This is a genomic window from Streptomyces sp. CY-1 (assembly GCF_047218265.1).
Taxonomy (GTDB): Bacteria; Actinomycetota; Actinomycetes; order Streptomycetales; family Streptomycetaceae; genus Streptomyces; species Streptomyces niphimycinicus.
The window spans coordinates 328,906-341,241 of sequence record NZ_CP178393.1 but is presented as its reverse complement, the minus strand read 5'-3'; the positions used below and the strand labels follow the sequence as shown (position 1 = coordinate 341,241).

Sequence of the window (12,336 nt, the reverse complement as noted above, 5' to 3'; positions counted from 1 at the left end):
CTGTCCACGGAAGAGAGACGAGACGCGAGATGAGCAACCCCTTCGACGACGCGGACGCCATGTATCTGGTGCTGGTCAACGACGAGGGCCAGTACTCCCTGTGGCCGGTCTTCGCCGAGGTCCCGGCCGGCTGGACCGGCGTCCACGGCCCCGACGGGCGCCAGGCATGCCTGGATCACATCAACGAGAACTGGACCGACATGCGCCCCAAGAGCCTTGTCGAGGCCATGGGCGCGGCCGCCTCCTGACGGCACGGCCCACGAACCACCCCCCTCGCACCACAAAAACACCCACCCGAGAAACACACCGAGAAACACACCCGAAGGAGCACACCATGTCCGAAGCGCGTGAGCAGCACCTGGACGAGCTGCGCGAGATCGTCGCCGAGGTGCTCGAGGTCGAGCCCGACGAGATCACCGAGACCGGTTCGTTCGTGGAGGAGCACGAGGCGGACTCGCTGCGGGCGATCGAGATCCTCGCCCGGATCGAGAAGAAGTACAAGATCGACATCCCGCAGTCGGAGCTGCCGCAGATGGAGAACCTCAAGGCGGTCTACGACGTGGTGGCCAACCAGGCCGGCTGGCAGGACTGACCCCTTCGCACACCACGGCGACGACGACGTCACGAGGGAAGAAAGCGGATCACCGACATGAATGCTCCGACAGCCCGGGACACCGGGGGACGGCAGATGGCCTGGGCCGGATACACGGCCGCGGTACTGGCCATCGTCTTCGGCCTGTTCAGCTTCTACTGGGCGGCCGGAGGCACCTTCGGCATCGACACCCTGGGCGGCGCGATCCAGCGGATGGCGGAACGCCGGAACTCCGGCTTTCTCGCGGTCGTCTGGATCACCGGCGCGCTCAAGGTCGCGGGCGGTCTGTTCTCGTTGTCGCTCGTCCGGCCGTGGGGCCGCGTCGTCCCCCGCCCGCTGATGCTACTCGCGGGCTGGGGCGGCGCGGTGCTGCTGACCGTCTACGGCGCCTTGCAGGTCGGCAGCCTGCTGCTGGTGGCGTTCGGCGTGCTCACCCCGTCCGACCCCGTCGAGTGGAAGCCGCTGCTGTGGCGCCTGTTCGTCTGGGACATGTCGTTCCTGGTGTGGGGAATCCTGCTCTTCCTCGCCACCCGGACCTATGTCATGAACCATCCGCGGCGCCCGGAAAGGCGCGGAGGAAATTGATGTACGACAGCGCGCAGGACCTGGTCTTCGACCATGTCTTCCTGCGGATCGATGGACTCGTCCCCGATATCCGGCTCCTGCTCAAGATCGAGGGTTTCAATCCGGCCGGTTCGATCAAACTGAAGACCGCCATCGGACTCGTCGAGGACGCCGAGCGGTGGAATCTGCTCAGACCCGGCGGCCACATCATCGAATCGTCCTCGGGCAACCTGGGAGTGGCGCTCGCCTCCGTGTGCGCCGCCAGGGGATACCGCTTCACCTGCGTCACCGACCCGAACACCTCACCCCAGAACGCGGCCCTGATCCGGGCCTTCGGGGCGACGCTGGTGGTCGTCGACAAGAAGGACGCCAACGGCGGTTATCTACAGTCGAGGATCGACCACATCCACGACCGGCTGCGGGAGGACCCCTCCCTGTTCTGGCCGAACCAGTACGCGAACGAGGCCAACCCCCGGATCCACCGGGAGCGCACCGCCGCCGCCATCCTCGAGGAGGTCCCCGAGGTCGACCACCTGTTCATCGGCGCCGGCACCACCGGCACCCTGATGGGCTGCGCGGCCTACTTCCGCGAACGCTCCCCGCACACCCGGATCGTCGCGGTGGACACCGCGGGATCGGTCACCTTCGGCTTCCCGCCCGGCAAGCGGCATCTGCCGGGGCTGGGCACCAGCCGCAAGCCCGAACTGTGCGACCCCCGGCTCGTCGACGACATCGTCATCGTTCCCGAGGCCGAGGCGATCCGCATGTGCCGCACCATCGCCAGAAGCCGGGGCATCGCCACCGGCGGCTCCACCGGCTCGGTCCTGGCGGCCGTGGCGCGCAGGGGCCCGTCGCTGCCGCCCGGAGCCACCGTCGTGGCCATCGCCCCCGACACCGGGGACCGCTACCTCAACACCATCTACAACGACGCCTGGGTCGAGGAACGCTTCGGACACCAGGCCCTGGCCCCGGCGGGCGCGGACGACCATCCGGACGCCGACGGCTCACTGCTCCTGAAAGGCTGACATGTTCGACTTCCATGTCGTCAGCGGCAAAACCGCCCGCCGGGTGATCGGCCGCTCCCGGTCGAAGATCGTTGACCAGGTACGGGACACCTACCTCACCCATGACCTGGGTGACTCGGTCAATCCCAACAGCTACTTCCTGCGCTTCCCCGACAAGCCCGACAGCCGCATCATCGCCCTGCCCGCGTATCTGGGCGGTGAGCACTCGGTCGCCGGCATCAAGTGGATCGCCAGCTTCCCCGCCAATATCGAGCGCTCGGTGCCGCGCGCCTCGGCGGTCCTGCTGCTCAACGACTACGAGACCGGCTATCCGTTCGCCTGCCTCGAAGCCGCCCAGATCAGCGCCGCCCGCACCGCGGCCTCCGCCGTGCTCGCCGCCGAGACGCTGCACGGATCCCGGACCGCCCGGCGGCTCCTGGTGATCGGCGCGGGCATCATCGCCCGCAACATCCTGGAGTTCTTCACCGACCGCGACTGGCAGCTCGACGAGGTGCTGGTGCACGACCGGGACCCGCGCTACGCCGAATCGCTCACCGAGCATGTGTCCGGCGTCCTCGGCCACCGTGCGAGCGTCGCCCCCGACCGGGACAAGGCGATCGCGGAGGCCGATCTGGTGGTGCTCGCCACCACGGCGGGAGAGCCCTACATCACCCGGCCGGGCACCTTCGCCCCCGGTCAGACCGTCCTCAACATCTCCCTGCGGGACATCGACCCGGAGATCATCGTGGGCGCCTGCAACATCCTGGACGACATCGACCACTGCCTCACGGCCAACACCTCGCCGCATCTGGCCGAGCAGAAGTTCGGCCACCGGGAGTTCATCAACGGCACCCTCGCGGATGTGATCCGCGGCCGCCGGAAGGTGGCCACCGACCGGCCCGTGATCTTCTCGCCCTTCGGCCTCGGTGTGCTGGACCTCGCCGTGGGCGCGTTTGTGCACCGGGCCGCCCTCGAGGCGAACGAGGCCACCGCCATCGAAGGATTCTTCGGCGAGACCACCCGCTGGTGAGTGCCACCGGCTGGTGAGTGCCACCAGCTCGTGACCCGTCCTCCTCCCACCACCCACCGGCCCATATCCGGCCCCGAAGCATGAGGTAATTCCCATGTCCACACAACGCCGTGCCCTTGTCACCGGGGGATCGCGCGGTATCGGCGCGAGTGTCGCCCTCCGCCTCGCCCAGGACGGAATGGACGTCGCGTTCTGCTACCGCAGCGAGAAGGAGCGCGCCGAGGAGACCGCCGAGCGGATCCGCGAGCTGGGGGTGCGCTGCTTCCACGCGCCCTGTGACGTCGCGGACTTCGAGGCCGTTCAGTCCTTCATCAAGGAGGCCGAGGCCGACCTCGGCCCCATCGACACCCTCGTCAACTCGGCCGGCATCGTCCGCGACAACCCCCTCGTGCTGATGCCGGTGGAGGACTGGGACGCCGTCATCGACGCCAGCCTGACCGGTGTCTTCAACTTCTGCCGGTCGATGGCGTTCGGCTTCATGAAGCGCAAGCAGGGCGTCATCGTCAATGTCTCCTCGGTGGCCGGTGTCTACGGCAACAAGGCGCAGACGAACTACTCCGCCGCCAAGGCCGGTATCAACGGCATGAGCAAGGCGCTGGCCAAGGAGCTCGCCCCCTACGGCCTGCGGGTCAACGTCGTCGCCCCCGGGTTCATCGAGACCGACATGACCGCGGGCCTCACCGACAAGGTGCGCGCCCAGGCGATGGAGCTGGTCCCCATGCGCCGCTTCGGCACCCCCGAGGACGTGGCCGAACTGGTGTCGTTCCTGGTGTCCGACCGGGCCGGCTACATCACCGGGCAGATCCTCCAGGTCGACGGGGGCATCGTCCTGTGAGCCGCCGGTTCGCTGCCCCGCTCACCGCGGTCGACACGGTGGACATCGCGGACACCCCGGGTGGCGCACGGGTGGAGGCGGTCAAGCGGATCGCCGGCGAGGACCCGTATCTCGTCGGCCACTACCCGGACTTCACCATCTACCCGGGTGTGTTCACCCTCGAATCCGTCCACCAGGCCATCCGCCACTGGGCCACCGAACGGCATGGCCCGGGTGCGGTCGCCGAACTGGCCGCCATCACCTCGATCAGCTTCGCGGCCCCGCTCCTGCCCGGGGACACCCTGCGCATCGGCTGCGATCTGACGACACGCGACGACACCCCCGCGACGGCGCGGGCCAAGGTCCGCTGCCACCGCGGCGACGGCGCCCTGTCCGCCCGGATGACCCTCGAACTGCGCATCGACCGGAGGGGCGGCGATGATCACGCTTGAACACGCCGACATCCGGCGCATCCTTCCGCACCGCCACCCCGTCCTGCTCGTGGACCGTGTCCTGGAGCTCGAACCGGGGTCGCGCATCGTCGCCACCAAGACCGTGACCGGCAGCGAACCCTGCTACGCCGGGCTGGAGGAGGACCTTCCCGCGTCCGCCTACGCCTATCCGGCCTCCCTGCTCGTCGAGTCGTTCGGCCAGACCGGCGCCGTGCTGTGGCTGTACTCCGCCGCCATGGCCGGGGAGCGGAGCGAGGGCACCCTCATCTTCGGCTCCGCCCGCGAGGTGACGATCACCGGCCGCGCCTACCCCGGCGATGTGCTGCGCCACACCGTCGAGATCGACCAGCTCATCGGCGACAACGCGTTCATGCGCGGTGAGACCTGGGTGGGCGACCGCCGTATCGCCACCCTCGGCTCGGTCCTCGCCGTCGTACGCGAGGGGCTCGCCGCCGGCACCGGCCCATGACCCTCCGCACACCACCCAACCCCACCCCAGGCTGTTTCCAGCCGCCCCCGTCCCCCTGCCGAATTCAGGAGAATTCCCATGTCCGAAGCGCGTGAGAAGCATCTGGACGAGCTGCGCGAGATCGTCGCCGAGGTGCTCGAGGTCGAGCCGGAGGAGATCACCGAGACCGGTTCGTTCGTGGAGGAGCACGAGGCGGACTCGCTGCGGGCGATCGAGATCCTCGCCCGGATCGAGAAGAAGTACAAGATCGACATCCCGCAGTCCGAGCTGCCGCAGATGGAGAACCTCAAGGCCGTCTACGACGTCGTGGCCAACCAGGCCGGCTGGCGGGACTGATCAGCCATGAACCGACGAGTCGTCATCACCGGGCTCGGCCCGGTCTCCAGCATCGGCACCGGTGTCACGGCGTTCGGCCAGGCCCTGCGCGCCGGCACCAGCGGCATCTCCGCCATCTCCAGCTTCGACTCCTCCGGCTTCCCGCACTACATGGCCGGTGAGGTCCCCGACTTCGACCCCAAGGCGCTGCTGCGCACCCTCGCCACGTCCGAGTGGGGCCGCACCAGCCTGTTCGCGGCCGCGGCAGCGCGGCTGGCAGTCGAGGACGCCGGAATCGACGAGAAGGTGCTCGCGGGCGCCGCCGCCGGTTCCAGCATCGGCACCACCAGCGGAGAGTCCCAGGTCATCGAGGCGCTCACCGCCGAGTGGGTGCACAGCGGGCTGGACCAGATCACCCCGGCGTACGCGGCCCAGGTCCCGGCCTCCCGGCTGGCCGCCGCCGTCAACCAGGAACTCGGTCTCACCGGTGAGGCGGTGACCCTGTCCACCGCCTGCTCGGCCAGCAACTACGCACTCGGCTACGCGTATGACCAGATCGTCACCGGCGACGCCGACTACATGATCGCCGGTGGCGCGGACTCGGTGTGCCGCTGGGCGCACGCCGGTTTCTACCGGCTCGGCGCGCTCACCGAGAAGGTCTGCTCACCGTTCGACAAGGACCGCTCCGGCATCCTCACCGGCGAGGGCGGGGCCGCCCTCTTCCTGGAGTCCCTGGAGTCCGCCACCGAACGCGGCGCCCACATCTACGCCGAGGTGCTCGGCTACGGCCTCAACTGCGACGCCAACCACATGGTCGCCCCCGACCCGGTGAGCATCGCCGAGTGCATGCGCCGGGCCCACCACAACGCCGGTATCGCCCCCGCCGACGTCGACTACATCTGCGCCCACGGCACCGGCACCCCGGCCAACGACGCGATGGAGGCCCAGGCCGTGGTCGAGGTCTTCGGCACCCGGCCCCCGCCGATCAGCTCCATCAAGTCCATGCTCGGCCACACCATGGGCGCGGCCAGCGGATTCGGCGCCATCGCCTCCGCGCTCGCCATCGACGAGGGCTTCCTGCCCCCGACCACCAACTACCGCACCCCCGACCCCGAACTGCCCGCCATCGACCCCGTGCCGAACGAGAGCCGCCCGGCACAGCCCAAGGTCGTGCAGAACAACGGCTTCGCCTTCGGCGGCAACAACGCCATCACCATCCTCGGACGGGTCGCATGAACGCCACCGCCATCACCCCGGACACCCCCGGCCACCAGGACGTCCGCGAGAACACCCTGGCCATCACCGGCTGGGGCGTCGTCACCTCCCTGGCCATCGGCGCGGATGAGTTCACCACGGCCATCGGCGAAGGCCGCAGCGGGCTGCGCGAGGTCACCGGCATGTTCGACGAAGAGCTGCCCGAGCACGAGGCGTTCGCCATGCCCGACTTCAAGGTGCGCGACCACCTCGGCCGCAAGGGCACCAGCTTCTTCGACCGCAGCACCTCCCTCGGTCTGCTGGGCTGCACCCTCGCCCTCGACGACACCGACCTGACCGTCACCGACGACAACCGTGACCGGTTCGGCATCGTCCTCGGCACCACCGCCGGCAGCATCAAGGCCACCAGCGACTACAGCCGCGAGACCCTGGAGGGCGACAAGCCGTTCCGGGTCAATCCGGTGCTGTTCCCCAACACCGTGATGAACTGCGCCGCCGGCCAGTCCGCGATCTGGCTGGGGCTCAAGGGCGTCAACGCCACCGTCGCAGGCGGCCGGCTCGCCGGGCTGAGCGCCCTGCGGTACGCCCGCAACCAGATCCGGCGCGGCTACGCGGACGCCCTGCTCGTCGGTTCCGCCGAGGAGTTCAGCCCGCACACCGCCTGGTTCAGCCACCGCCAGCACTCCGCCGAGGAGGGCCGGGTCAAGGTCGGCGAAGGCTCCGCCGTCTTCGTCGTGGAGAACGCCGAGGCGGTACACGCCCAGGGACGCACCCCCGACGCCGAGGTCCTGGCCGTCGAGGTCGGCAGCTACGGGGCGCCGGGCCGGGAGCCCGACGCCGGAGCCGGGCTCGCCGACTGCATCGGCCGCGCCCTGCGCCGCGCCGCCGTGGAACCGTCCCAGGTGCGGGCGGTCGCCACCGGCGAGAGCGGAATCGCCCGCCTGGACGACATCGAGCGCCGTGGCATCGAGAGCGCGCTCGGCGGCGAGGTGTGGCGGGTGCGGGCCAGTGAGTGGGTCGGCGAGTGCCAGAGCGCCTCCGGCTCGCTCCAGCTCGCCGCCCTGCTGGCCGGCCACCGCGGCCACCCGGAGCTGGACGGCGCGGTGTCCGTGGTCACCTCGGTCTCGCCCGACGGCGGTGTCGGCGTGGCCGTCGTGAGGGGGTGGCACCGTGCACGTGGCGATCACCGGGGCTGAGCTGCTCACCTGCCACGGCGGCACCGACACCACCTTCGCCGCCCTGGCCAAGGGCGTCGACGGCAGCCAGGGCCTGCGGTTCTACGACACCGACCGCATCAACGTCACCCGTGGCTATCACGTCGACGACACCGACGACGCCGAGGCGGAACCGCCGCTGCGGGCCGGGCGCTGGCTCGCCCGCTGTGTCCTCGGCGCGGTCCGCCAGGCCGGGGTGGACCCGGCCGTCGAGCGGGTGTCCGTCATCGTCGGCACCGGACTGCGCGAACTGCGGGCCATGGAGCGCTGGGCCGTGGACGGCGTGCCGGTGCGCCGCCGGGATCTGCACTTCACCACCGCGGTCCGGGAGGTGCTGCCCGAGGTCACCGAGGTGATCACGGTGTCCAACGCCTGCTCCGCGTCCGGCCACGCCCTCGCGCTCGCCCAGGACCTGCTCGCCGCGGGCGAGGCCGACGCGGTCGTCGCGGCGGGCTGCGACGCGATGAGCGAATCCATGCTCACCATGATCGGCCGGGTGGCCGATGCCCCCACGCCCGCACTCCAACCCTTCCAGGAGGGCCGCGCCGGTGTCCTGCTGGGCGAGGGCGCGGTGGCGGTCGTGCTGCGCCGGGCCGCCGACGCCGGGCCGGGCGCGCTCGCCACCGTCCTGGCCACCGGGCTCTCCTGCGACGCCCACCATGAGACCGCCCCGGACGTGGGCGGCATCGTGGCGGCCATGCGGGACGCCCACCGCCGCGCCGGGGTCACCCCGCACGAGATCGGCCTGGTCCTCGCCCATGGCACCGGCACCGCGCTCAACGACCCGACCGAGGCCGCCGCCCTGGACACGGTCTTCGCCGGTGCCGCCCCGGGCCCGCTGGTGACCGGCATCAAGGGCGCCATCGGGCACACCTCCGGCGGCGCGGCGCTGATGAGCCTGCTCGTCGCCGCCGAGGCGATGCGCTCCGGTTCGGTGCCCGCGACCGTGGGGCTGGCGGAGCCGATCGAGGCGGCCGCCGGACTGCGGCTGGTCGTCGGCGAACCCGCGCCCTGCGACGCCCGGCTGGCCCAGGTCAATGCCTTCGGATTCGGCGGAGTCAACGCCGTCAGCGTGATCGGGGTGGACCGATGACCATGAACCCCGACCAGGTGACCGTCACCGCACACGCCCTTCATGTGCCCGATCCGATCGGGGGCTTCGCGGCGACCGCGGCGGGGGACCTCTTCTCCTCCGTGGCCCCGGAACCGGCCTGCGGCCCGGACCAGGCGCACACCGTACTGGGCCGCAAGGGGCTGCTGTTCAAGGAGGACGCGACCCGGCTGGCGCTGTGCGCCGTCCACCGTGCCTTCGCACTGCCCCCGGGCAAGCTCACCGAACCGCTCCCCGGAGCGGAACACACCGCCGTCGTCGTCAGCTCCAACGTCGGCAACGCCCGGACCGTCCGTGACATCGTGGCCGAGATGCGGGCCGGCTCCGCCCACGACGTCAGCCCGCTGAACGGTCCCAACGCCTCCAGCAATGTGATCGCCAGCACCCTCGCCATCCGCTACGGCTTCACCGGGCCCAATCTGATGGTGTGCTCCGGCGCCACTTCCGGTCTGGACGCCGTCCGGCTGGGTGCCCTGCTGCTGCGCGGCGAACGCGCCCGCCGGGTCGTGGTGGTCGGGGTCGAACCCGACGACGAGGTGGCCCGCGGGCTGGCCGCCCTGCGCCCCGCCACACCCGGCACCACGCTGCCGGTCCCGCTCCGGGCGGCCGCCGCCTGCGTCGTACTGGAGCCGGGCGGGAGCGGACCGCTCCTGGGCGATGTGCGCCGGCACACCCGTCCGGACGACATCGCCGAGGCCCTCGAGCCGCCCGCCGCGCTGCGGCTCACCGCTCCCGGGGCCCCGGGAGCCGGTGGCGGTATCGACCTCACCGCGCATCTGGGCGAGGTCTACGGAGCGCTCGGCGTGGTCCAACTGGCCGTGGCCGCCGCCTGGCTGGGCTCCGGGCAGCCGTCCGGACCGGGCGGGGCGCTGATCACCTGCGGTGACGGCGAGGACGGCTACGCCTCGGTGCGGCTCGACCCGGCGGTCGTCCCCGCCCTCGCGGGAGGCGGTTGACATGGCGGAGCCGAACGGGGCGCGCCCGGGACTCCCGCCCGTCTGGTGGACATCGGTGGCCGAGGTCCGCGGGGCGCGGGAGCGGCTGGCCGTGCTGGGGACGCCGTCCGCGGCACCGCACCCCGGCTCGCCCGTGGTGGCCCTGGTACACGGTCTCGAAGGCGGGTGGGCCGGATGGCAGCCGCTGGCCGGAGAGCTGGCGGGCCGCTGCCGGACCTACGCGCTCGACCTGCCGTGGCGCGCGGGCAACCGCTACCGCTGGCGGCACCACGGCACGCCCGCGCACTGGCTGCGCGAGGCGCTGGCCCTGGTCCCCGAGCCCGTTGACATCCTGATCGGCCACTCCTTCGGAGCCAACGCCGTCCTGGAGCACCTGGCCGACCGGGACGGCGCGCCCCAGCCGCGCGCCGCGGTGCTCCTCGCCCCGTTCTTCCGCCCCGAATCCCTCCGGGTGGACTGGCCCCTGCACGACGCGGCGCTGGCGGGCTTCCGGCAGATCATCGCCGACGGAGTGCGCGTCGGACTGGGGAGGCGGGCCCAGGAGCTTGACCCCGAGGTGCTCGCCGCCATGGCCGAGACCACCGTCGAGCGGATCGGCCCGGTCGGATTCCTCACCCTGTTCCTCCAGTTCACCGGCACCACCGAACTGGACCTGGGCGCCGTCACCGTGCCCACCCTCGTACTGGCCGGAGACGGTGACGCCTCGCTGTCCGAGGACCGCGCGGCGGCCCTGGCCACCGCCATGCCCGCGGCGACGGTCCGCAGACGCCCCGGCTACACCCACTTCTGCCATGCGGAGCAGCCGGGGGATGTCGGCGCGGACATCACCGGCTTCCTGGACGACCTCACCGCCCTCCCGGCGGCCACCTCCCTCGCCACCACCCTTCTCACCACAAAGGAATGACCATGACGGAGCTGCTGGACGGCACCCTCACCACCCCCGTGGGCAGGCCCCGCTACGAGGGCGCCAACATCCGCACCTGGATCGGCTTCAAGCACTTCATGTATCTGACGGAGGAGGCGGTCCTCCAGTACTTCCGCGAACGCGGGGCGGGCGCGGAGACGCTGTACCACACCTACGGCCTCGGCCTGGAGATCGTCGACCACTCGGTCAGCCTGCCCGCCACGCTCGGCATCGACGACGAGGTCACCGCCATCGTGGAGCCGGGCAAGCCCAAGCCCGGCCACGGCGCTCCGTTCAAGCTCCGGCTGACCGTCGAGCGGGACGGCGAGACCGTCACCGTCCTCACCGGCAAGATCCGGGTCGCCCTGGTCGCCCTGAAGGACGCCCCGGCCGACATCCAGCCCGTCCCCGCGCATCTGGAGCCCTACACCGTCCCCGAGGTGGCCGCCCTCGCCGACGCCGCGGAGCACGAGCCCCGGACCGTCTCCGACAGCGAGCTGTCCGCCGTTCTCACCCCGGCCGGCTCCAACGCCTTCCTGTGGTCCTGGCGGATCCCGTACTTCTACTGCCACTTCTCCGACCGGCTCCAGCACTCCGGCTACGTCCGGGCCATGGAGGAGGTCGTGGACCGCTTCCTGGAGGACCGCGGCATCTCCATCCGCACCATGCTCGTCGAGCGCGGCTGGATCCCCGTGGTGTCCCGTGCCCGGGTGCACATGCTCGCCGACGCCCTCATGGAAGAGACCCTGCACACCGTGTTCACCGTCCAGGAGATCCTCAAGGACGTGATGTACACCGCCACCTTCGACACCTATGTCCACCGCGACGGACGGCTGGTGCACACCGCCACCGGGACCATCATGCACGGCTACGCCGTCAGCCGCGGCGAACTGGCCGGCAGCCTCGCCGAGTTCGACGACACCACCCGCGCCGCGCTGCTGGGGGACGCCCGATGAAGCGACCGCCCCGCCTCTACTTCAACCTGCGCTCCCCGTTCAGTTGGATGGGGCTCAAGCGGCTGGAGGAGCGCTTTCCGCAGGCCCCCGAGGTCATCGAGTACTACCCGTACTGGGACCCGGACGAGAAGACCCGGGCCGCGCTGGAGGACCGCGACTCCGGCTTCCACTACACCCAGATGAGCAAGGCCAAGCACCTGTACATCCTCCAGGACACCAAGCGGCTCTCCACCCGCTACGGATACACCATGTCCTGGCCGGTGGACATCGACCCGTGGTGGGAGCTGCCGCATCTGGCCTGGCTCAAGGCGCGCCACCTCGGCCGTGAGCGTGACTTCTACGCCGCGGTGTCCGCGGCCCGCTGGGAGCGCGGCGAGAACATCTGCGACACCGAGGTGCTGCACCGGGTGGCCGAGGCGGCCGGGTTCGACGGCGACGAGATGGTGGCCGCCGCCCACGACCCCGCACTGCGTGCCGAAGGCGTGGACGCCCTCGCCGCCGCCTACGACGACGATGTGTTCGGCATCCCGTACTTCAAGGTCGGACGCCACCGCTTCTGGGGCCTGGACCGGGTCGACGGCTTTCTCGACGAGCTGATCCCGGCGCTGCGGAAGGCCGGTGTGGACGTGGCCGAGCCGGTGCCCGAAGCCATCGACGACCAGATGCCGGCCGCACTGCTGGAGCGGGTCGGCGCCTACGACTCCGACTCGGCCGGCGGCTGCGGCTGAGGCCAGGAGAGA

At 71.0% G+C, this 12,336-nt stretch carries 16 protein-coding genes; all 16 read left to right on the top strand.

The genetic code is table 11. The annotated features are described in order from the left end of the window. Nucleotides 1–29: 29 nt before the first annotated feature. Nucleotides 30–248, top strand: a complete 219-nt coding sequence (locus ACK1X7_RS01675; RefSeq protein WP_413114545.1) for an MbtH family protein — start codon at nt 30–32, stop codon at nt 246–248. 86 nt (nt 249–334) lie between these two features. After that, on the top strand, nt 335–592 hold the full coding sequence (locus tag ACK1X7_RS01670; RefSeq protein WP_361505802.1) for an acyl carrier protein: 258 nt from the start codon (nt 335–337) through the stop codon (nt 590–592). A 57-nt stretch (nt 593–649) separates the two neighbouring features. Next, nucleotides 650–1,177 carry a DUF3995 domain-containing protein gene (locus tag ACK1X7_RS01665; protein WP_382951475.1) on the top strand — a complete coding sequence of 176 codons (528 nt, stop codon included), beginning with the start codon at nt 650–652 and terminating at the stop codon, nt 1,175–1,177. Continuing rightward, nucleotides 1,177–2,181 (top strand): 2,3-diaminopropionate biosynthesis protein SbnA, encoded by a 1,005-nt coding sequence (gene sbnA / locus ACK1X7_RS01660; protein WP_390794193.1) that lies wholly within the window; start codon nt 1,177–1,179, stop codon nt 2,179–2,181. The genes ACK1X7_RS01665 and sbnA overlap by 1 nt, the downstream gene beginning before the upstream one ends. Nucleotide 2,182: 1 nt before the next feature. Beyond that, nucleotides 2,183–3,190: a 2,3-diaminopropionate biosynthesis protein SbnB gene (gene sbnB / locus ACK1X7_RS01655; protein ID WP_385156812.1), complete on the top strand. Its 1,008-nt coding sequence runs from the start codon at nt 2,183–2,185 to the stop codon at nt 3,188–3,190. Between the two features lie 94 nt (nt 3,191–3,284). Next, complete coding sequence (fabG, locus tag ACK1X7_RS01650; protein ID WP_078638230.1) at nt 3,285–4,025, top strand: 3-oxoacyl-[acyl-carrier-protein] reductase; 741 nt, start codon at nt 3,285–3,287, stop codon at nt 4,023–4,025. Further along, on the top strand, nt 4,022–4,456 hold the full coding sequence (locus ACK1X7_RS01645) for a 3-hydroxyacyl-ACP dehydratase FabZ family protein (RefSeq protein WP_385151290.1): 435 nt from the start codon (nt 4,022–4,024) through the stop codon (nt 4,454–4,456). The genes fabG and ACK1X7_RS01645 overlap by 4 nt, the downstream gene beginning before the upstream one ends. Continuing rightward, nucleotides 4,443–4,925 carry a 3-hydroxyacyl-ACP dehydratase FabZ family protein gene (locus tag ACK1X7_RS01640; RefSeq protein WP_385151293.1) on the top strand — a complete coding sequence of 161 codons (483 nt, stop codon included), beginning with the start codon at nt 4,443–4,445 and terminating at the stop codon, nt 4,923–4,925. The genes ACK1X7_RS01645 and ACK1X7_RS01640 overlap by 14 nt, the downstream gene beginning before the upstream one ends. A 78-nt stretch (nt 4,926–5,003) precedes the next feature. After that, nucleotides 5,004–5,261, top strand: a complete 258-nt coding sequence (locus ACK1X7_RS01635; protein ID WP_385151296.1) for an acyl carrier protein — start codon at nt 5,004–5,006, stop codon at nt 5,259–5,261. Between the two features lie 6 nt (nt 5,262–5,267). Continuing rightward, nucleotides 5,268–6,476, top strand: a complete 1,209-nt coding sequence (locus tag ACK1X7_RS01630; RefSeq protein ID WP_382951490.1) for a beta-ketoacyl-[acyl-carrier-protein] synthase family protein — start codon at nt 5,268–5,270, stop codon at nt 6,474–6,476. After that, complete coding sequence (locus tag ACK1X7_RS01625) at nt 6,473–7,651, top strand: beta-ketoacyl synthase N-terminal-like domain-containing protein (RefSeq protein WP_390794196.1); 1,179 nt, start codon at nt 6,473–6,475, stop codon at nt 7,649–7,651. The genes ACK1X7_RS01630 and ACK1X7_RS01625 overlap by 4 nt, the downstream gene beginning before the upstream one ends. Then, nucleotides 7,626–8,762, top strand: a complete 1,137-nt coding sequence (locus tag ACK1X7_RS01620; protein ID WP_385151302.1) for a beta-ketoacyl synthase N-terminal-like domain-containing protein — start codon at nt 7,626–7,628, stop codon at nt 8,760–8,762. The genes ACK1X7_RS01625 and ACK1X7_RS01620 overlap by 26 nt, the downstream gene beginning before the upstream one ends. After that, on the top strand, nt 8,759–9,736 hold the full coding sequence (locus ACK1X7_RS01615; protein WP_385151305.1) for a beta-ketoacyl synthase N-terminal-like domain-containing protein: 978 nt from the start codon (nt 8,759–8,761) through the stop codon (nt 9,734–9,736). The genes ACK1X7_RS01620 and ACK1X7_RS01615 overlap by 4 nt, the downstream gene beginning before the upstream one ends. A 1-nt stretch (nt 9,737) precedes the next feature. Next, nucleotides 9,738–10,640 (top strand): alpha/beta fold hydrolase, encoded by a 903-nt coding sequence (locus tag ACK1X7_RS01610; RefSeq protein ID WP_390794197.1) that lies wholly within the window; start codon nt 9,738–9,740, stop codon nt 10,638–10,640. A gap of 2 nt (nt 10,641–10,642) precedes the next feature. Then, entirely contained in the window at nt 10,643–11,596 is a 954-nt protein-coding gene (locus ACK1X7_RS01605) for a thioesterase family protein (protein WP_385151311.1), read from the top strand. Then, nucleotides 11,593–12,324 (top strand): 2-hydroxychromene-2-carboxylate isomerase, encoded by a 732-nt coding sequence (locus tag ACK1X7_RS01600; protein WP_413114544.1) that lies wholly within the window; start codon nt 11,593–11,595, stop codon nt 12,322–12,324. The genes ACK1X7_RS01605 and ACK1X7_RS01600 overlap by 4 nt, the downstream gene beginning before the upstream one ends. The last annotated feature ends 12 nt before the right edge of the window (nt 12,325–12,336 follow it).